Consider the following 20,520-nt stretch of genomic DNA (forward strand, 5'->3'; position numbering starts at 1 on the left):
CGGCCGCCATGAAGCGCCTGCTGGCGTGCATGCTCCTGGCCATCGGCCTGGCCGCCCCCACCGCGCTGCTGGCCCGCAGCGAAGCTCGGCAACTGCTGGCGCGCTCTGTCAGCGCAGCAGCCCCACTGCAACTGTCCAGCGAAGACCGGGCCTGGCTGCAGCGACGTCAATACCTGGTGCTAGGCAGTTCGCGGCCCGACTATCCACCGTTCGAATTGAACGCCAGCCAACAGGACTACGAAGGGATCAGTGCAGACTACGCAGGTATCATTGCCGAACTGCTGGGCATACACGTCGAGGTGCGCCGATTCGATAGCCGCCACGAAGCCATCGCCGCGTTGCGGGAGGGCAGTATTGACCTTCTGGGCAGCTCCAATGCCTTCGAGGCGGCAGATGCCGAGCTTGAACTGAGCACGCCGTATGCAGACGACCTGCCGGTCATCGTCACACGCGAGGGGAGCAGCCTGAAGAACCAACCCGACCTCGCCGGCTTGCGCCTGGCCATGGTCGATCACTACCTGCCGGCCAGCACCGTACGCGGTCTGTATCCAAAAGCGCAGTTAAGCTTGTACCGCTCGACCCTTGCCGGGTTGGCAGCCGTCGATCTGGGCGAGGCCGATGCGTACCTGGGCGATGCCATCAGCACCGACTTCACGATTGGCAAGAACTATCAAGGCACGCTGAGAATCGACCACTTCTGTCAGGTTCCGGCTGGCGCATTTGCATTTGCCTTGGCCAGCGACAACCCTCGCTTGCATCGGCTGGTCGACATGGCGCTGGCCCGCATAAGCGAAAGCGAGCGCCTTAACATCCTGCGCCGCTGGAGCAGTGGCAACACCAGCCTGCTGTTGCAGCGCCACCTCACTGACTTGAGCAGCGAAGAAAAAGCCTGGATCGCAGCCCACCCCTACATCGATGTATTGGTCAACACTTCGCTGGCGCCATTGACGTTCAACGACGCCGAACACCGCCCAACCGGCATCACCCTTGACCTGCTGAAACAGATTTCATTGCGTACCGGGCTACAGTTCCGCCCGGTCGAAAGCGATTCGGCGCAGGCGATGGTCGAGCGCCTGGTCCGCGGCGATGCACACATGATCGGCGCCCTGGGCTACGGCGCGGAGCGCTCGAAACAGCTGCGCTATACCCGCCCCTACCTGGTCAGCCCACGCGTACTGGTTACGCGCAGCGACAGCACTTACCCCGCACAAACCAAAACGCTGGATGGCCAGCGCATCGCTTTGGTACGCGGCTCGCCGCAGAGGGCACTGCTGCAACAGCGCTATCCGCAAGCCAGGCTGGTCGAAGTGGACAACCCGCTCGGCCTCATGGAGGCCCTGGCCGGCGGGGCTGCCGATGTGGCCCTTGCCAGCCACATCAATGCCGCCTACTACATCAGCCATGTTTTCAAGGGCCGCTTGCGCATCGCCAGCGTACTGGATGAAGACCCGGCCATTGCGGCCTTCGCCGTGGCTGCGGACCAGCCGCAGCTCCAGGCCATTCTCGACAAGGCGCTGCTGAGCATTCCACCCGAAGAGCTCGACCAGCTGGCCAATCGCTGGCGCACCAGCACCCTGGTCAGCGACAGCGCTTGGCGCGATTACCGCACACTGGCCTTGCAGGTACTGGTGTTGTCGGCCCTGCTGCTGGCAGGCGTGGTGTTCTGGAACAGCTACCTGCGCAAACTGATCAATCAGCGCACCGAGGCCCAACACGCGCTGCAAGCTCAGCTGGCCCTGAGCCGAGGCCTGCTCGAACAGCTGCGTCAGGCAAAGGACGACGCCGAACAGGCCAGTCAAACCAAAAGTACCTTCCTGGCCACCATGAGCCATGAAATCCGCACCCCGATGAATGCCGTGATCGGCCTGCTGGAGTTGGCCCTGGAAGACAGCCGCGAGGGCCGTTGCGACGCCCAGACCCTGCAGACTGCCCATGACTCGGCCATCGGCCTGCTTGAACTGATTGGCGATATTCTGGACATTTCCCGCATCGAGTCCGGGCACATCACCCTGCAACCGGTGCCCACAAACCTGGTCGAACTGGTACGCGCTACCGTGCGGGTTTTCGAGGGCAACGCCAGGGCCAAGGGCTTGCTTCTGCACGCTGAGCTGCCTGCCGGGCCGGTCTGGGTGCTGGCAGACCCGCTGCGACTCAAACAGATCCTGTCCAACCTGATCAGCAACGCCATCAAATTCACCGACCGCGGCGAGGTGCAGGCCAGCTTGCTGACGCCCCCAGCCGATGGGCAAAGCCGCCTGCCAGTTGAACTGTCTGTGCGCGACACCGGCATCGGCATCAGCCCGCTTGATCAGGCCCGGCTGTTCCACGCCTTCGTTCAGGCTGACGGCCCGCGAACCCACCAAGGGGCGGGCCTGGGATTGGTCATCAGCCGCACCTTTGCCGAACTGATGGGTGGCAGCTTGAGCCTGCAAAGCGTCGAAGGCGTTGGCACCAAGGTACAGGTCAGCCTGCAATTGCCAACCTGCCCAGCACCAGAGCCCGCACAGCAACTGGACCCGGTAGCGGAACGCAGCACTGGCCCGTTGGAAATCCTGGTTGTCGACGACTACCCGGCCAACCTTCTATTGCTGGAGCGGCAACTGCACACCTTGGGCCATCACGTGACCTTGGCAGACAACGGCCAGATTGCCCTGGAGCGCTGGCAGGCAGCGCGTTTCGACCTGGTGATCACCGATTGCAGCATGCCGGTCATGGACGGCCACGAACTCACCCGTCGCATTCGCAGCCTTGAAGCCGAACGCGACCTGCCGGCGTGCCAGATCCTCGGCGTGACTGCCAATGCCCAGGCCGAAGAGCGTGACCGTTGCCTGGCCAGCGGCATGGACGAGTGCCTGTTCAAGCCGATCGGCCTGCACACACTCAAGGCCCATCTCCCCCAGGCCCGCGGCGCCCAAGAAACGCCACTGCACAGTAGCGGCTTCAACCTGGCTGAGTTGCGCCACCTCACCCAGGACGACAAGCAACTGACGCGTCATCTGCTGGAACAGCTGTCAATCAGCGTTGGCGAGGACCTGGCCGCCTTGCGGGCGCTGGCGCCCGGGGCCGCCGATGAGGACGTGCGTACCCTGGCTCACCGAATCAAGGGTGGCGCGAAGATGATCAGGGTGCGCGGCGTGGTGAAGGATTGCGAAGCCATCGAGAACGCTCATGCGCGGGGCCTGCCAACGGCTGTCGAACGTGAACGGCTGCAAATCAGCCTGCAGGCCCTGCTGAACGAACTGAAGGATGCGCTCAATGCAATTGCAACGTCGAGCTGATCTGGCTGATCGCATCCACCACGTGCCGTGAGCCCTGCTGGATTTCCATGATCACCGTACCGGCCTCATTGGCCAGCGCAACCCCATGACCGGTGCGGGTCAAACTCGATTGCATGCTGGCCACCGCCAGCAGTGACAGGTCGTGGTTCTGCCGTACAACGTCGACGATTTCCAGGGTTGCCTTGCTGGTCCGCGCCGCCAGGTTGCGCACCTCGTCGGCTACCACGGCAAAACCTCGCCCGTGCTCACCGGCGCGGGCCGCCTCGATGGCCGCATTCAGGGCCAACAGGTTGGTCTGGTCGGCAATTCCACGTATGGTCAGCACGATCTGACCGATTACATCCGATTGCTTGCTGACCGCGTCGATGCTGCGGGCAGCGTCGTTCAGCTCATGGGAAATCTGCTCGATTACCTGCACCGTCTGCTGTACCACCTCGGTGCCCTTGCGCGCGCAGGCATCGGTCTGCATGGAACTGGCATGGGCGGCATCGGCGGCGGTTTGCTGCGTGCTGACCTGGCGGGTGATGTCACTGGCGAACTTCACCACTTTGTACAAGCGGCCCTTGCTGTCGAATATCGGGTTGTAAGAGGCCTCCAGATAGACCATCTGGCCCTGCTTGTTGATGCGCTCGAAGCGGTGCGAATGGTACTCGCCGCGGTTGAGCGATGCCCAGAACTCGCGGTACTCAGCCGACTCGCGCTCCTGCGGCAGGCAAAACAGCCCGTGATGGCGGCCGACTACCTCGTCCAGGCGATAGCCCATGGTATCGAGGAAGTTCTGGTTGGCCTTGATCACGCGGCCTTGCGGGGTGAACTCGATCACCGCCATGGAGCGGCTGATGGCCTTGAGCAGGCTCTCGCTCTCGTGCTCCAGCACCACCCGCTGGCTGATGTCCGCTGCCACCTTGATCACACTGGTGACTTGGCGGTGCTCATCCAGCACCGGCATGTAACTGGCCTCCAACCAGACCTCACGACCGGCCTTGTCGAGGCGTTCGAATGTACCGCTGATGGCCTTGCCTTGGCCCAATTCGCGCCACAATTGTTGGTATTCGGCACTTTGCGCGTAGCCCGGCTCGCAAAACACCCGGTGATGCTTGCCACGCAGTTCGTCGGCGCTATAGCCCATGGCCTGGCAGAAACGCTCGTTGGCATCGAGGATGGTGCCATCCGGGGCGAACTCGATCATCGCCATCGAACGGCTGATCGCCGCCAATTTGGCTTGCGTGCCGCTCAAGGCCTGGTGAGTGCGCTGGATCTCAACCAAATCGGATTTGCGATGGAAATCGAACATGACGCCGGGCTCCTTTATGCGCGGTGTCCTGAGCATAGATCGCCGTTGGCGCCGTGCAAGCACAGTGCTATCACTTTAGGATTACTACATTAACAGGACAGAACGCCTGCACAGCTACGGGCTCCCGCTACGAACTCTCGCGCACCATCAGCTCAAAGCCCAGATCCTGCTGCGTATCCGCCACCCGCTTGCCATCGAGCAACGCCAGCAGCGCCTGCGCCGCGCCACGCCCAACGGCTGCCCGGGGCGTGCGAATCGAGGTCAGGCGCGGCACCATGTGGGCCGACGCCGGCAAGTCGTTGAACCCCACCATCGCCACCTGGCGGGGCACTTCCACCCCTTGGCGCAATGCCTGCAGCACCGCCCCCTGCGCCAGGTCGTCGTTGCAGAAGAAGATACCGTCGACATCTGGCGCCTGCTGCAGCAACTGGCTGAACAGCACACTGCCCAGGGCAATGGATGAAGGCTGCGGCGCCAGTACCTCCAGCTCGGCCGCCTGCAAACCGGCCTCAGCCAACGCCTGGCGGAAACCTTCGGCCCGCTGCATCACCCGTGGGTCGAGCTGCGCGGCAATGAACGCCAGGCGTTTGCGCCCGCGCTCGATCAAGTGCCGGGCCGCGGCGCGCCCGGCCTGCTGCTGCGAAAAACCGACCGACAATGCCCCTGGCTCGCCATTGAGTTCCATCATGTGCACACACGGCACACCGCTGGCGGTCAACATCTGCCGCGCCGCGTCGCTGCGCTCGAAACCGGTCAACAGCATGCCGCAGGGCTGGTAGGCCAGGTAATTACGGATCAGGTTTTCTTCTTCGGCAAGGTCGTAGTGATAGTTGCCGATCAGCACCTCGAGCCCACGGGGGCGCATGACCTCGTGAATGGCTTCCAGGGTGTCGATGAAAAGCTGGTTGGACAGCGACGGGATCAACACCACCACCGACTGGCTGCGAGCCGAGGCCAAGGCGCGGGCTGCCGGGTTGGCCACATAGCCCAGGCTCGCCGCTGCAGCGACGACCTTCTCGACCAGCTCTGGCGCAACCGTGCTGACCCCGCGCAAGGCGCGCGAAGCGGTGATGGGGGAAACCCCGGAAAGCCTGGCAACTTCTGCCAGGGTTGGACGACCTGTAGTACGGGAGCCGGTGCGGGTCATGGATGTTGTAATTTTACTACTTGCAAGGAGAGGGAACGGCCACTAAGGTAGCGCTGTCTCAGGACGCAGGCAATGTAATCTTTGGCGGCAGCCACCGCGCGCTCGCTACCAGGCGTCCATACTGCGTAAGGACAAGACCAATAACACCGGGGAGGTGGCTGTTCGTCGGCGACGAGACAGCGCTATCTCACCCCGCAGGAGGTACTGATGAATTCTCCCCTGTCCGCCATCGTGGTGATGGGCGTGGCCGGTTGCGGCAAAAGCTGCATCGGCGCTGCCATTGCTGCCAGAAGCGGCGGCCGCCTGATTGAAGGCGACGCTTTTCACCCTGCCGAAAACATCCGCAAGATGAGCGCTGGCATCCCGCTGGACGACAGCGACCGTGCCGGCTGGCTGGTGCGCCTAGGCCAGGAGTTGCAGGCCACCACCCAGGCCGGGGAACGCCCGATACTGACCTGCTCGGCGCTCAAGCGCCGCTACCGCGATACCCTGCGCGATGCCATGCCAGGGCTGGTGTTCGTATTTCTCGAACTGTCGCCCGCCGAGGCCGAAAAACGCGTGCTGGCGCGCCCTGGGCACTTCATGCCGGCCAGCCTCATCGACAGCCAGTTTACTGCCCTCGAATCGCCACATGGCGAGCCGCTCACACTGGCACTGGACGCCACCCAGCCCATCGATGCGCTCGCCGAAGCGGTAGACCGCTGGCTAAAGCGCGCCGGTGAGCAGGGCCTGGCGCAAACCGCCTGACCCCGCGGTTTTCCCGGCTCACCAAAGACAGCGCTACCTCGACCCGCAGGTGCGGGAATAGTTCCAAGACGCTACGCCAAAAACAACGATAAGATCGAGGCCTTCAAACCATGTTCGGACTGGCTACTGACACCTTTCTGCTGCTCGACGCGCTGGTTACCATCGTCGGGCTGATCCTGCTGATCACCCACTTCAAAGTGCACCCCTTCGTTGCCCTCACCCTCGCGGCCGGCTTCCTTGGCCTGACCTCCGGCATGCCGGTGGCCAAGGTCATGAAGTCGTTCCAGGATGGTTTTGGCGGTGTGCTTGGCTTCGTCGGCATCGTGCTCGCCTTGGGCACCATGCTGGGCAAGCTGATGGCCGACTCTGGGGGGGCCGACCAGATCGCGCAAACCCTGATCCGCGCCTTCGGCAAGAAGAACGTGCATTGGGCGATGATGTTCGCCGCCTTCCTGGTGGGCATACCGCTGTTCTTTGAAATCGGCTTTGTGCTGCTGATTCCGCTGGTGTTCATCGTTGCCCGGCGCTCCGGGGTGTCGCTGGTGAAAATCGGCATCCCGCTGCTGGCCGGCCTCTCGGTGGTGCACGGCCTGGTGCCGCCACACCCGGGCCCATTGCTGGCGATTGGCATTTTCCACGCCGATATCGGCAAGACCATCTTCTACGGCCTGATCGTCGCACTGCCCACCGCGATCATCGCCGGTCCGCTGTTCGGCAACTTCATCTCCCGCTACATCCCGGGCAACCCGTCCCAGGAACTGATGGACCAAATTGCCAAGGAGTCCGACCAGGGCAACCTGCCAAGCTTCAGCATCACCCTGATCACGGTGCTGCTGCCGGTCGCGCTGATGCTGCTGAAGACCTTCGCCGACGTGGTGTTGCCGGCCGAGCATATCGTGCGCCAGTGGATGGACCTGATCGGCCACCCCATCACTGCCCTGCTCGCGGCCCTGCTGCTGGCCTTTTACACGTTTGGTTCTGCCCGCGGCTTCAACCGCCAGCAGATCATGAAAATGCTCGACCAGAGCCTGGCCCCCACGGCGGCCATCGTGCTGATCGTGGGTGCAGGCGGCGGCTTCAAGCAGATGCTGGTGGACACCGGTGTCGGCAACGTGATCGGGCAAATGGCCGTGCAGGCGGAGATTTCGCCCATCATGCTGGCCTGGCTGGTGGCAGCGGTAATCCGCATCGCTACTGGCTCCGCCACGGTCGCCACCATTACCGGTGCGGGCATCGTGGCACCGGTAATCGACCTGGTACCGGGCGTGAACCGTGAGTTGCTGGTGCTGGCCACCGGTGCGGGCTCGTTGATCCTGTCACATGTGAACGACGCCGGCTTCTGGCTGGTGAAGCAGTATTTCAACATGACTGTAGCGGAAACCTTCAAGACCTGGAGCATGATGGAAACCATCCTCTCGGTGGTTGGCATCATCTTCATCATGTTGTTGGCGCAGGTGGTGTAACCGTTTATCGGGGTAATGGCACCTTGATGCTCAGGGTAGGGCCGAAGGAAATATCAGACCTACCCTAAGCCAAGGAGCCTGTCATGCCCCGCTCAAGCATTCTGCTGATTGCCCTGCTCGCCTCGCCACTGGCCTTCGCCGTCGGCACCGGCCCGACCTACCCTGACGATCCGCACAACCCGGCACCCCGGCCGGGCGTGGATAGCACCCTCAACCCGATCGAAAAGCCCATGCCGCGGGATACTGACACGCGCATTCAAGGTAACGACCCCGAAAGCCCGCCGGCCAAGCAAAATGACAACCGCGACCTGCCGGGGATGGATGGCAGCGGTTCGGAGGGTACCGGTCCTCAGGGAAATAGTGGCACCCGTACAGGTACCCCCTGAGTACGCTACTCAATGGGCCACCGCTCGACATTGCAGGTTATGTATTCCCTGTGGGAGCGGGTTCACCCGCCCGGTTGAGTAAGATTGACTGTTTGTTACCACTGGCGTTTATCAGGACGTGTCAGCCCCAGCTTCTCGATCCGGTAACGCAGCATGTCCCGCGACAACCCGAGCATCCGCGCTGACTTGGTCACGTTCCAGTCCGTACGGTCCAGCGTCTTGCACACGAGGTCGCGCTCCATGTCCGGCAGGCTGGTGCCTGGCTCCGGCTCGTGCCGCGGCATTTCGAACATCGCAGGTGCCGGCTGCGGCACCAATGGCTCGTCAATCAAGGTCATGCACAGGTTCAACTGGTGCGCCTGTATCACCTCATTCGGCGCCAGCAACACGGTCTGCTCAAGCATATTGCGCAGCTCGCGGACGTTGCCGGGCCAGCTATAGCCCAGCATCAGGCTCTCGGCTTCGGCGGAAAAGCGCAGGTTCGGCTTGCCATAACGCCGGCCATGGTGGGCCAGGAAATGCCTTGCCAGCAACAGGATGTCCTGACCACGGGCATACAGGCGCGGCACCTTAAGGGCGATGATGCGCAGGCGGAAAAACAGGTCGCGGCGGAACTTGCCCTGCTGCACCATCTGCTCCAGGTTGCAGTTGGTGGCGCTGATGACCCGCAGGTCAACCTTGCGCTCCTTCACCGCACCAATCCGGCGGATACTGCGATCTTCCAGCAGCTTGAGCAACTTGGCCTGCAACACCAGGTCCATCTCGCCAATCTCGTCGAGGAACAACGTGCCACCGTCTGCAGCCTCCACCAGGCCCAGCCGCCGCTCCTTGGCATCAGTGAACGCGCCCTTCTCGTGACCGAACAGCTCGGCCTCCAGCAAGTTGGCAGGGATCGAGGCGCAGTTGAATTCGATGAACGGCCCCTTGCTGCGAGAGCCGTCAAAATGCAGGGCCCGCGCCACCAGCTCCTTGCCGGTCCCGGTCTCGCCTTCGACCAGCACCGGTGGCAGGTCGTCGCAGGCCATGCGCCGCTCGGCATCCAGCACCTGTTGCAACGTGTGCTTGAGGGTGAGCATTACCGGCGAATCGCCGATCAACGCCTGCAACCCGGATTTCTGCGCCTCGCGTTCCTGGTAAAACGACAGCGTGCGCTCCATGCGTTCGGCCGCCAATGCCTTGTCCAGGGTCAATTTGAGCTCGGCGAGCACCACGGGCTTGGTCAGGTAATGGAAGGCCCCCTCCTTCATCGCCTGCACGGCGTCTTCGACATTGCCGTAGCCGGTCATCATGATCACTTTCAGGCCAGGTACCTGCGCCACCAAACTGCGCAGCAAGTCGTGGCCGCTCATGCCCGGCAGCGAGTTGTCAGTTAGCACCGCGTCGGGCTGAGCCCGCTTGATCTGCTCCAGCGCAAGCTCGGCGCTGTGGCACACGGTGACTTCAAAGCCCTTGAGGCTGAGGTAGGTGCGAATGTTGTCAGCGAGGATTTCATCATCCTCGACGACCAGGATGCTGTGCTCCATGTTCCCCTCCCGCTGCGATATTGAATGTAAGGCTGACGCGGGTTCCTTCCTCTTGGCGGCTGCTCAGGCTGACCGAACCGCCAAACCGTTCCATGATGCGCTTGACCAGGGCCAGCCCTACACCGAGGCCACCCTGCTTGGTCGTGAAGAACGGCTTGAACACCATCCGCTCCTGCTGTTGGCTCATGCCCTTGCCAGTGTCGGTAAGCACGAACTCGGCACGCTGGCCATCCTGTACATTGACCTGGGCAGTCAGCATGCCGCCCGCCGGCATGGCCTCCAGGGCATTGGAGAACAGGCTGTTGAGAATCTGCGTGAGCTGCAGCGGCTGGCTGGCCACCCACTGCTGATCAGGCCCTTCGAAATGGAAGCGCACACCATTGCGCTCGATCTGCTGGACGAACGCCAGGTGGGTGTCCTCGATGGCGGCCACCAGGTCCACAGCCTCTGCCTCGTCACTGACCGGGCGCAACGACACCAGCAAGTCGCGCACCCAGCGCGACATGCGGTCGACCTGGCTGATGATATCGGTGATGTTTTTCTGCGCCGCTGGGTTGGCGATTTCCTGCGCCAGTTCGGCGCTGGAGCGGATGTTGGCCAACGGGTTGCGCAGGCTGTGCGCCACAGCAGACGACATTTCGCCCAGCGCCACGTAGGTTTCGCTGGCCACCAGCCGGTCCTGTTGCAGATGCAGCATCTGCGCCGCCCGGCGTACGATCCAGAACAGCCCGAAGTAGATCAGCGCTCCACCCACCAGGGTCGAAGCCCAGATCAGTACATAGCCGCGCTGGATGCGCCGTATCAGGTCCTGTGGCTCCTTGTAGATCTCCACCATGGCCAGCACCTGTTCACCTTGGCTGTCGAACAGGGGGATGTAGTTCTCGATGAACAGGTAGCGCGGTTCACGCAGGAACTTCTGCTCCTCGCGGTCATCTTCAGCCTTGTGATAGCTGGCCGACACCGCCCTGCGCGAATGGAAAGCACGGTCCAGATCGCCATCAGCCTCTATCCGCTTGCCGATAAGCTCGACGTTGGTGGACCAGACGATGGTGCGGTCGCGGGCATAGACATTGGCCAGCAAAATATCAGGCAGGTGCTCGACATGGTCAAGAAATTCGACCCGGGTCGATTCGGCCAGCGCCGGGGCAAACTGCAGGTGCTGCTGGTCCAGGCGCGGGTCGAGCAGTTCGCCCATGGTGGTGCCCGGCGGCAACTGCGAATGGCGGACCTCGGCCTGGGCCATGGCCTGGATGAACTGCGCGGTCAGCATCGCATCACGCTGCACGCTATCGCGGACCACGAAGCGCGTGGACACATAACCCAGCCCGCCCGCCACCGCAGTGATGATCAACAGGCTGATGACTGAAAACCAGCGCAGCAGGTTGAACTCACGCAAGGGTACGGCCAGACCGCTGGCACTCGCACTGGCCTTGTCGCGAACATCGTTTTCCAGCATCTGCATGGCGTGGTTCCCGCACAGTGCGTCCGTTCAGAAATGCATCAAGGCCAACAGCAGCAGCCAGTTGATAGCACCCCACCTGGGCAGCCCTGGCTGCCATTTGTCGTGTGTAGCGCTCCGCACATCACCAAGCAAGAAGTTGGCCAGCCCAATCCAGAGGACCGTAAAGCTATAATTTTCAATGCTTTAAGATGCATAGTTAAATGCGACTTCAAGAAAAGACCCCACAGTTGGGTAATAAGTACCCAGGAACCACTGATTTCATGTATATCAACGTGTTAGAAACTATTCTTAGCGCAAAACATTAATTTCTGACCAATCGGAAATTCAACGACACCCGGGTGCCATGGCCCTCACTGCTGCTGAGCCTGACGGTGCCGCCGAAGCGCTCCATGATACGTTTCACCAGCACCAGGCCCACCCCCAGCCCACCTTGCTTGGTGGTAAAAAATGGCCGGAAGGCCATGCGCTGCTGCACTTCGCTCATGCCCCTGCCATTGTCAGACAGGCGCAAGGTCAGGCCACGCCGGTCATGGCGTACCACCTCGATACGCAACCGTCCGCCCTGATCCATCGATTCGAGGGCATTGGCGATCAAACTGCTGAATATCTGCCGCAGTAAAGCCGGATGCCCCAATACCTGTACCGCCGGTAACGGCTGCAGGTCCAGGCTTACCCCGCCACGCGCCAGCGGCACGGCGTAGGTTTGAAGGCTGTCCTGCAAGGCCAGCGCCAAGTCCACCGCAACCGCCTCATCGTTCAGCGGACGCAGCGACTGCAGCATCTGGCGGATCCACTGCGACATCCGGTCAACCTGGCTGATGATGTCGTTGATATTGCGCTGCGCCGGGCCTTCGTCGAACGCTTGGGCCAACTCGGCACTGGAGCGGATACTGGCCAGCGGGTTGCGCAGGCTGTGGGCCACCGCCGAGGACACCTCCCCCAACGCGACATAGGTTTCGTTGTTGATCAGCCGCTTCTGCTGCACCGCCAGCAGCCGTGCAGCGCGGTGCATGATGCCGTACAGGCCGACGTAGACCAGCGCGGCGCCGACGGTGATCGCCAGCCAGATCAGTATCAGGCCATGCTCGATGCGCACAATCAGGTCATGGGGCTCTTTGTAGATTTCGACCATTGCCGTGACGTGCTCGCCATCGGCAGCGAACAGCGGAATGTAGTTTTCGATGAACAGCTGCTCGGGCGGGGTGACGAATTTCTGCTCGGCACGGGCCTGTTCGAAGTTGTGGTAGCTGGCCGAGACCCGCATCTTGTACTCGAACGCCCTCGCCAGGTCGTCGTCAGTATCAATCAGCTTGCCAATCAGCGCCGGGTTGGTGGACCAGATCACCGTAAGGTCCGGGGCATAGACGTTGGCCAGCAGCATGTCCGGCAGGTGGGCGATGTGGTCGAGGAACTCGCCGCGAGCCTTGCGCCGGGCATCCGGGTCGACGTCCGGCAGGTTGCCAGGGTCGGTGCGCGGGTCCAGCAACTCGCCCATGGTGCGCACGTTGGGGATCGACACATGGCGCACTTCGGCGTCGGCGATAGAGGTAATGAACTGTGCCGTGAGCAAGGCATCGCGCTCAACGCTTTCATCAATGATGAAACGGCTGGATATCAACCCAAGTCCGGCAGCCACCGAAACGATGATGGCCAGGCTGACCCAGGCATACCAGCGCAGCAGGTTGAATGGCTTGCGTGGGGCTGCCAGTTCGTTACCGGCAGGCACTTCTATGGCGTCGGAACGAGGGGCGATGTCCATGGTGGGCTCCACAGCTGAGCACCTTCAGAAGGTTATAGCCCAGACCTGGGGAAGCCGTAGTGCTAAATTGATGGCATCCGCCGAAGGGTATTACTCCAACCCCTGTAACTTGCGATATTCGCGCAGCACGGTGGGTACATAACGCCGGGTCTCGGCAAACGGCGGCACGGCGCCGCGCCGCATTACGGCATCCGGGCCGGCGTTGTAAGCCGCCACAGCCAGGGTGATGTCGTTGTCAAACAAGGTAAGCATCTGCTTGAGGTAGCGTGCCCCGCCCTGCACGTTGTCTTCGGGGTCCAGGCGGTCTTCCACACCCATTTCACGTGCTGTATCCGGCATCAACTGCATCAGCCCTACCGCGCCCGCAGACGACCGGGCCTTGGGGTTGTAGCCAGATTCGGTCTTGATCAGCGCATGCAACAGCGCTGGAGGGACGTTGTGGGCCCGCGCGGCGGCAGCGACCAGTTCAGCGTAGGGTCGGCCGGTGATCATCTGCGCATTGGCCGGGCCGGCCTGTGCCAACGGCTCGTTGATCACCTTTTCATAATGGCGCCCAGGCCGATGGACGTTGGTCAGTACGTAGCCGCCCTTGGCATTGATGGAGATGTACACATCAGCCTGGGCGACACCTGCCGCCAGCCATATCAAACCGAGGATGAGTCCACGCATGACGGTCGCCTCTTCGTCGTGGCCCCCGAAGTGGGGGAAATGCCCCGGAAACCCGAGGTCGATGACCACGACGCAAGCACTGTGCCGCTTCCGGCACCGCATGGCGCAAGGCCCCGAGGCAGACGTGCACGGCTGTTGCATGGTGCCTGTCAACCTGTGTCCCCATGCAGTGGAGGGCTTCACCATGCAGCGCAGAACCAAACCGCAACGTGGCTTCACCCTGCTCGAACTCCTGGTGGTGCTGGTGGTGCTCGGCCTGCTGGCCGGCATCGTCGCGCCCAAGTACTTCAGCCAGCTCGGTCGCTCCGAAGCCAAAGTGGCGCGGGCGCAGATTGAAGGGCTGAGCAAGGCGCTGGATTTGTATCGCCTGGAAGTCGGCCACTACCCCAACAGTGAGCAAGGCCTGCAGGCCCTGGTCATCGCCCCCAATGGTGAAGCGCGCTGGACCGGCCCGTACCTGCAGAAGGCCGTGCCGCAGGACCCCTGGGGCCGCCCATACATCTACCGGCAACCTGGCGAAAACGGCGGTGAATACGACCTGTTGTCGATGGGCAAGGACGGCCAGCCCGGGGGTGACGGGGAAAACGCCGAAATCACCAGCTGGCAGTAAGGAGAGTGGCCATGCGCTATAGCCTCAAGGCCTTGGGCAGACAGGGCGTGGTGCAGTTGCAGATCGACGCCGAGGACGCCGACCAGGCCCGCCGCCAGGCCGCGGATCAGGGCCTGCGTGTGCTCAGCCTGCGCAGCAACGGCGGTGCCCTGCGCGGCATGGCCTGGCGGCGCCAAGCGGCCTTTGACCTGGTGCTGTTCAGCCAGGAACTGTCAACCCTGCTAAATGCCGGGCTGCCGCTGATCGACGCACTGGAGAGCCTGGCGGAAAAGGCGCCTGCAGCCACCACCCGCAAGGTGCTGGCCGAGCTGGTACGCCAGTTGTACGAAGGCCGATCGCTGTCCCAGGCCCTGGGCCAGCAGCCGCGGATATTTCCGCCGCTGTATGTGGCGCTGGTGCAGTCCAGCGAACGCACCGGGGCGCTGGGCGATGCCCTCACGCGCTACATCAGCTACCGCCAGCGCCTGGACCTGGTTCGGCAAAAGCTGGTGGGGGCCTCGGTCTACCCGTTGCTGCTGTTGCTGGTGGGGGGCGGCGTGGTGCTGTTCCTGCTCGGCTATGTGGTGCCGCGTTTCAGCCAGGTGTTCGAGGGCATGGGCACCGAATTGCCCTGGCTGTCACGGGTATTGATGCAGATCGGGCTGTTCCTGCACGCCCAGCAACTGCCGCTGGCGCTGGGCACGCTCAGTGGGGTCACGGCACTGTGGCTGCTGCGCCGCCACCCACGGGTACGGCGCTGGGCCTCCTGCCAGTTGCGCCGCCTGCCGGCGCTGCATCAACGCTTGATGATGTACGAGCTGGCGCGCTTCTACCGCTCGTTGGGCATCTTGCTGCAAGGCGGCATTCCCATCCTGACCGCCATGGGCATGGCCCGCGGCCTGCTCGGTAGCGCAGCAGCCCAGGGCCTGGGCCAGGCCAGCCAGCGGGTGGGCGAAGGGCTGCCACTGTCCGATGCGCTGGAAGCCGGCCACCTGGTTACCCCGGTGTCGCTGCGCCTGCTGCGGGCCGGGGAGCAGTCCGGCAACCTGGGGGAAATGCTGGAACGCTGCGCCGACTTCCATGACCAGGAAATCGGCCGCTGGGTGGAATGGTTCGTGAAACTGTTCGAACCGCTGCTGATGACGTTCATCGGCCTGCTGATCGGCCTGATCGTGATCCTGATGTACATGCCGATCTTCGAACTGGCCTCGAGCATTCACTGAATGGCCAGGCCCAGGCTCTCGCGCAGTGTGCTGCCCTCGTAAGCCGTGCGGTACACCCCGCGCTCCTGCAGCAGCGGCACCACCTCCTGGGTAAACCGGCGAAACTGCCCGGGGTGGCCGATGTAGATGTTGAAGCCATCCAGCGCCCGCGCCTCGAACCACTCGGTCATTTTTGCCGCGACCGTTTCGGCCGAGCCAACGAAGGCACCTGGGCGCAGCTTACGCCCGAACTCCACCGCCTGGCGCAGGCTGAACCCCTGCTCCCGGGCCTGGTCGGCGATGCGCTTGGCGTTGGTGAAAAAGCTGCTGCGCGCATGCTCCAGGCTTTCCTGCGGGAACGGTGCATCGAGGTCGTACTGGCTGAAGTCGTGCCAGCCGAAGTTGCGCCCGAACTCTTTGAGCGCCAGCTCGAAGCTATGGTCCTGCTGGTGGTAGTGGCGTTCGATCTCGCGGGCGTGTTCGTCGGTGTCGCCCACGTAGATCTCGGCACCGGGCAATACCAGCAGTTGCTCCGGGTCACGCCCCAGCCGCGCAGCGCGGCCTTTCACATCGCGGTAGAACGCCTGGCCCTGCTCGATACTGGCAGCATGGGTGAAGATGACATCTGCCGTGGCGGCCCCAAGCTCGCGCCCTTGCTGCGAATCGCCGGCCTGGAAAATGACCGGCTGGCCCTGGGGGGAACGCTGAATATTCAATGGCCCTACGACCGAGAAGTGTTCGCCCTTGTGGTGAAGGGCATGCATCCGGCCCGGATCGAGGAATTGACCGGTAGCGCGGTTGCGCGGGAACGCCCCGTCTTCATAGGACTGCCATAGGCCCTGAACCACCGCCACGTGCTCCTGGGCACGGGCATAACGGGTGTCATAGTCGTAGTGCTCGTCACGGCCATAGTTGCCGGCGGTACCGGCGTCACCGCTGGTGACCACGTTCCAGCCAGCGCGGCCCTTGCTGATCAGGTCCAGCGAGGCCAGGCGGCGGGCGACGTTGAAGGGTTCGTTGTAGGACGTGGTCAGGGTGCCGACCAGGCCGATGTTACGGGTAGTCACTGCCAGCGCCGAGAGTAGGGTCAACGGCTCCAGGCGGTTGAGATAATGCGACGGTGAGCCGGGGGTGATGTACTGGCTGTCGACGATGAAGATGAGGTCGAACAGCGCCGCTTCAGCCTGGCGGGCGATGTCGATGTACCAGTCGATGTTGACGCTGGCATCGGCGGGCAGCTCCGGGTCCAGCCACAGGTTGTGCCGGCCTGGGCCGCCGCAGCCCATGGTCAGGGCACCAAGCTTGATTTTGCGGGTGGTCATGTACAGCTCCTCATAACAGTTGTTGCCTGTACCGGCCCAATCGCCGGCAAGCCAGCTCCCACAGGTTTTCCACTGAACCCACGGCTGTGGTGATCCTGTGGCCGCTGGCTTGCCGGCGATTGGGCCACGGCAGGAAAACTCAGTGGTCGAACGCAGCCGCGAACGAGGTATCGAACAGGCTCGACGCCGGGTAGTTCTTGATCAGCCCCAGCCCGGCAAAAAAGTCCGCGGTCTTCTGCGCATCCACGATCACCTGAGGGTTCAGCGGTGCCACATCGGTACGTGCGCGGGCAAACCAGGCGCGCGCAATGTCGCGATCGGCACGGGTGCGTTTTGCCCAGGCATCGGCATAAGCCTCGGTATGGGCCGGGTCGCTCAGGGTCCAGTCACGGGCCTTTTTCAGGCGCTGCAGAAAGTCACTGATCTGCGCCCGCTTGGCCTCCACCGCCTTGGCATTGGCCACCACGAAACTCTGCGCCGGTATCAACCCTTCGGCCGTGGCCAGCACGCGCGCCCCTTGGCGCTCCTGCTGGGTGACATAGGGCTCCCAGGTCGCGATCACATCCACTGAACCGCCATCCAGGGCATGGGAGGCGTCCAGGGCGCTGAGGTAGCGCAGCTCCAGGGCATCACGCGGCACGGCGGCCTTGTCCAGCGCGCTGAACAGCAACTGCTGGCTCCAGGAGCCCTTCCAGATCGCCGCACGTTTGCCGCGCAGGTCTTCGAGGCTGTGAATGTTCGAGTCCTTGCGCGCCAGAATCGCCACGCCATCCAGGTTCTGCCGGCTTACCGCAATCACCTTGATCGGCGCGCCCAAGGCGCCCAGGAACAACGGTGGCGCATCGCCCAACAGGCCGATGTCCAGGCTGCCCACGTTCAGCGCCTCGGCTACCGGCGAGCCGGCCGTAAACTGCTTCCACTCCAGGGTATACGGCAGGTCGTCGAGCACGCCGGCCGCTTCCATCACCGCCCGGGCATTGAAGCTCTGGTCACCGACCACCAGGGTTTGCGCGGCAGCGGTCAGGCTGAGGGAGCTGGCCAGCACACAGGCGGCCAATTGTTTTAGATATCGCACGTTCGTCTCCAGGTACCGTCGGGGTACATCAGGCCGATCCGCGCGTGCGGTCTCGTGGGGGCATGGGGCTTTCATATTCACTTTGAATATAAATAACGCAATTCTTATAAGTTATCGATTAAGCGCAGTGCCGTGAAATTCGTTTTGGGCATAACCTAATGCTTTGCCCATTGCGCACATTTCAAAACAGATCAGCCACTCTGTAAATGCGTTTTTTGCATATTAGCTTATTCATATTTTTACTTTTGAGAATATTCAGCGCATTTGCTAGGGTTAGCCCAAACCGTCAGCCGAGCCTGAATCATGAGCCAACCCCTGCGCCTTGAGCGCCTGCGCACTTTCATTGACGCGCTTGCGCAACTGGTGGACCAAGAAACCGACGAAGCCACCCTCCTCGACCACGGCCAAGGCCTGCTGCGCAGCCTGGTCGCCCATGACGACTGGTTGCCCGAGGCACTGGCGCAGCCAGACCCGGCCCGTTACCAGCAATATTTGCTGCACTGCGATTCGCGCCAGCGCTTTTCCATCGTCAGCTTCGTCTGGGGGCCAGGCCAGCAGACACCCATTCACGACCATCGGGTGTGGGGCTTGATCGGCATGCTGCGCGGCGCCGAATACTCGCAAGGCTTTGCCCGCAGCGAACACGGCGCCCTACTACCAGCAGGCGCGCCCGTGCGCCTCGAGCCCGGTCACGTAGAGGCCGTTTCGCCGCGCATCGGCGATGTGCATCAGGTCAGCAATGCGTTCGACGACCGGGTGTCGATCAGCATCCACGTCTATGGCGCCAACATCGGTGCCGTCAGCCGCGCGGTGTACTCGCCCGACGGCAGCGAAAAACCGTTCATTTCCGGCTATTCCAACAGCCTTCTGCCCAACATCTGGGACCTGTCCAAAGAGAACCCTGCCCCATGAGTACCGTTGCCACCCGCTCCTACCAAGACATTCGCCAGGCCTTGCTGGCCCATGAAGAACTGGCGCTGATCGATGTGCGCGAGGAAGACCCGTTCGCCCAGGCACACCCCCTGTTCACTGCCAACATCCCCTTGTCCAAGCTGGAACTGGAGATTTTCGCCCGCGTGCCACGGCGCGACACCCGCATTACGGTGTATGACGACGGTGAAGGCCTGGCACATCAGGCCGCCGAACGCCTGCTGGCGTTAGGGTACAGCGATGTCGCATTGCTCGAAGGCGGCCTGGCCGGCTGGCGCGCCGCCGGTGGCGAGCTGTTCCGTGACGTGAACGTGCCGAGCAAGGCCTTTGGCGAGCTGGTTGAAAGCGTGCGCCATACCCCGTCGCTGGCGGCCGAACAGGTGCAAGCGCTGCTGGACGACAACGCCGATGTGGTGGTGCTCGACGCCCGCCGCTTCGACGAATACCAGACCATGAGCATCCCGGGGGGCATCAGCGTGCCGGGTGCCGAGCTGGTACTGCGGGTTGCCGAACTGGCGCCCAGCCCCGCTACCCAGGTCATCGTCAACTGCGCAGGGCGCACCCGCAGCATCATCGGCACCCAGTCGCTGGTCAACGCCGGCATCCCCAACCCCGTGGCTGCCCTGCGCAACGGCACCATCGGCTGGACCCTGGCCGGGCAAGCGCTGGCGCACGGCCAGGAGCGCCGCTTCGCCGAGGTGAGCGACAACACCCGCGCCAACGCCGCCCAACGCGCACGCAATGTGGCCGACCGTGCCGGTGTGCTGCGCCTGGAGCGCGAAGCCCTGGCCGCCTGGCAGGCCGATACCCAGCGCACCACCTACCTGTTCGATGTGCGCACCCCCGAGGAATATGCCCACGGCCACCTGCCGGCCAGCCGCAGTGTACCGGGCGGGCAACTGGTGCAGGAAACCGACCACGTCGCCAGCGTGCGCGGGGCGCGCATCGTGCTGGTAGATGATGACGGCGTGCGGGCCAACATGAGTGCTTCATGGCTGGCGCAAATGGGCTGGCAGGTCGCCGTGCTCAATGGCCTGTCGGCGCAAGATTTCAGCGAGACCGGCGATTGGCAGCCCCCCCAACCTCCACTGCCTGCAGTCTCCGAAATCGGGGTCGAGCAGCTGGACGACTGGCTGCAAACGCCAGGCACCGTGCTGCTGGACTTCACCACCAGTGCCAACTACGTGAAACGCCACATTCCGGGTGCCCACTGGGCAATTCGCGCGCAGTTGCCGCAGGTGCTGGAACAGCTGCCAGTAGCCGAGCGCTATGTACTGACCTGCGGCAGCAGCCTGCTGGCACGCTTTGCGGCGGTAGACTTGCGGGCGCTTACGCAGACACCGGTGTACGTACTGGAGGGCGGCACGGCGCGGTGGATTGCGGCAGGCAAGCCGCTGGAAAGTGGCGAAACGCACCTGGCGGTGGCGCGTACCGACCGTTATCGCCGGCCCTATGAAGGCACTGATAACCCGCGGGAGGCCATGCAGGGGTACCTGGACTGGGAGTTCGGGCTGATTGCCCAGCTAGAGCGGGATGGCACCCACGGGTTCAACGTATTGAGCTGAGATTGCCGGGGGCGCGTTGCGCCCCTTTTCGCAACACATCACCGCCCCTGCCTGTTCCGGGCAGCGTCTCTTCCCCCTCACCTTTGTAGCTGGGCCATTGCTGAATGTG

The 20,520-nt window shown here is 63.0% G+C and carries 16 protein-coding genes and 1 pseudogene; 8 read left to right on the forward strand and 9 right to left on the reverse strand.

All coding sequences use genetic code 11. The annotated features are described in order from the left end of the window. Window positions 1-8 precede the first annotated feature (8 nt). Entirely contained in the window at window positions 9-3,278 is a 3,270-nt protein-coding gene (locus LU684_RS22265; protein WP_016486722.1) for a transporter substrate-binding domain-containing protein, read from the forward strand. Here LU684_RS22265 and LU684_RS30790 read toward each other — a convergent pair. The 3 genes and pseudogenes from LU684_RS30790 to LU684_RS22275 all read right to left on the reverse strand — a co-directional run bounded on the left by LU684_RS30790 (window position 3,253) and on the right by LU684_RS22275 (window position 5,719). Next, window positions 3,253-3,747: a methyl-accepting chemotaxis protein gene (locus LU684_RS30790; protein ID WP_371262262.1), complete on the reverse strand. Its 495-nt coding sequence runs from the start codon at window positions 3,745-3,747 to the stop codon at window positions 3,253-3,255. The genes LU684_RS22265 and LU684_RS30790 overlap by 26 nt on opposite strands. Before the next feature lie 42 nt (window positions 3,748-3,789). Continuing rightward, window positions 3,790-4,608 (reverse strand): annotated as a pseudogene (locus LU684_RS30795) (PAS domain-containing protein); the annotation flags it as partial. 91 nt (window positions 4,609-4,699) lie between these two features. Then, complete coding sequence (locus LU684_RS22275; protein WP_016486720.1) at window positions 4,700-5,719, reverse strand: LacI family DNA-binding transcriptional regulator; 1,020 nt, start codon at window positions 5,717-5,719, stop codon at window positions 4,700-4,702. 207 nt (window positions 5,720-5,926) lie between these two features. Between LU684_RS22275 and LU684_RS22280 the strand changes: the two genes are divergently transcribed. The 3 genes from LU684_RS22280 to LU684_RS22290 all read left to right on the forward strand — a co-directional run bounded on the left by LU684_RS22280 (window position 5,927) and on the right by LU684_RS22290 (window position 8,315). Beyond that, entirely contained in the window at window positions 5,927-6,466 is a 540-nt protein-coding gene (locus LU684_RS22280) for a gluconokinase (RefSeq protein ID WP_232895040.1), read from the forward strand. Between the two features lie 110 nt (window positions 6,467-6,576). Next, the gene (locus tag LU684_RS22285; RefSeq protein ID WP_016486718.1) at window positions 6,577-7,929 is read left to right on the forward strand and encodes a GntP family permease; all 1,353 of its coding nucleotides are present in this window, start codon (window positions 6,577-6,579) and stop codon (window positions 7,927-7,929) included. 83 nt (window positions 7,930-8,012) lie between these two features. Next, window positions 8,013-8,315, forward strand: a complete 303-nt coding sequence (locus tag LU684_RS22290; protein ID WP_016486717.1) for a hypothetical protein — start codon at window positions 8,013-8,015, stop codon at window positions 8,313-8,315. A gap of 95 nt (window positions 8,316-8,410) precedes the next feature. Here LU684_RS22290 and LU684_RS22295 read toward each other — a convergent pair whose 3' ends face one another. The 4 genes from LU684_RS22295 to LU684_RS22310 all read right to left on the reverse strand — a co-directional run bounded on the left by LU684_RS22295 (window position 8,411) and on the right by LU684_RS22310 (window position 13,728). After that, a complete protein-coding gene (locus tag LU684_RS22295) occupies window positions 8,411-9,838 on the reverse strand; it encodes a sigma-54-dependent transcriptional regulator (RefSeq protein WP_023049198.1) in 1,428 nt (475 codons plus the stop codon). Next, window positions 9,807-11,300, reverse strand: a complete 1,494-nt coding sequence (locus LU684_RS22300; RefSeq protein WP_016486716.1) for a sensor histidine kinase — start codon at window positions 11,298-11,300, stop codon at window positions 9,807-9,809. Before LU684_RS22300 ends, LU684_RS22295 begins: the two co-directional genes overlap by 32 nt. Window positions 11,301-11,601: 301 nt before the next feature. Continuing rightward, entirely contained in the window at window positions 11,602-13,059 is a 1,458-nt protein-coding gene (locus tag LU684_RS22305) for a sensor histidine kinase (RefSeq protein ID WP_232895041.1), read from the reverse strand. Window positions 13,060-13,149: 90 nt separating this feature from the next. Next, complete coding sequence (locus tag LU684_RS22310; RefSeq protein WP_232895044.1) at window positions 13,150-13,728, reverse strand: lytic transglycosylase domain-containing protein; 579 nt, start codon at window positions 13,726-13,728, stop codon at window positions 13,150-13,152. A 184-nt stretch (window positions 13,729-13,912) separates the two neighbouring features. Here LU684_RS22310 and gspG point away from each other — a divergent pair, with 184 nt between their 5' ends. Continuing rightward, window positions 13,913-14,338 (forward strand): type II secretion system major pseudopilin GspG, encoded by a 426-nt coding sequence (gspG, locus tag LU684_RS22315; RefSeq protein ID WP_024717645.1) that lies wholly within the window; start codon window positions 13,913-13,915, stop codon window positions 14,336-14,338. An 11-nt stretch (window positions 14,339-14,349) separates the two neighbouring features. Continuing rightward, window positions 14,350-15,540, forward strand: a complete 1,191-nt coding sequence (locus tag LU684_RS22320; RefSeq protein ID WP_102689079.1) for a type II secretion system F family protein — start codon at window positions 14,350-14,352, stop codon at window positions 15,538-15,540. Here the strand turns inward: LU684_RS22320 and LU684_RS22325 are convergent. Then, a complete protein-coding gene (locus LU684_RS22325; RefSeq protein WP_016486711.1) occupies window positions 15,534-16,841 on the reverse strand; it encodes an LLM class flavin-dependent oxidoreductase in 1,308 nt (435 codons plus the stop codon). The genes LU684_RS22320 and LU684_RS22325 overlap by 7 nt on opposite strands. A gap of 139 nt (window positions 16,842-16,980) precedes the next feature. Next, on the reverse strand, window positions 16,981-17,916 hold the full coding sequence (locus LU684_RS22330; RefSeq protein WP_232895045.1) for an ABC transporter substrate-binding protein: 936 nt from the start codon (window positions 17,914-17,916) through the stop codon (window positions 16,981-16,983). 303 nt (window positions 17,917-18,219) lie between these two features. Between LU684_RS22330 and LU684_RS22335 the strand changes: the two genes are divergently transcribed. Next, on the forward strand, window positions 18,220-18,828 hold the full coding sequence (locus LU684_RS22335; protein ID WP_016486709.1) for a cysteine dioxygenase: 609 nt from the start codon (window positions 18,220-18,222) through the stop codon (window positions 18,826-18,828). Then, complete coding sequence (locus LU684_RS22340) at window positions 18,825-20,411, forward strand: rhodanese-related sulfurtransferase (protein WP_232895047.1); 1,587 nt, start codon at window positions 18,825-18,827, stop codon at window positions 20,409-20,411. The genes LU684_RS22335 and LU684_RS22340 overlap by 4 nt, the downstream gene beginning before the upstream one ends. Window positions 20,412-20,520: the final 109 nt, after the last annotated feature.

Source organism: Pseudomonas sp. NMI542_15, from assembly GCF_021283425.1.
Lineage (GTDB): Bacteria > Pseudomonadota > Gammaproteobacteria > Pseudomonadales > Pseudomonadaceae > Aquipseudomonas > Aquipseudomonas fortuita.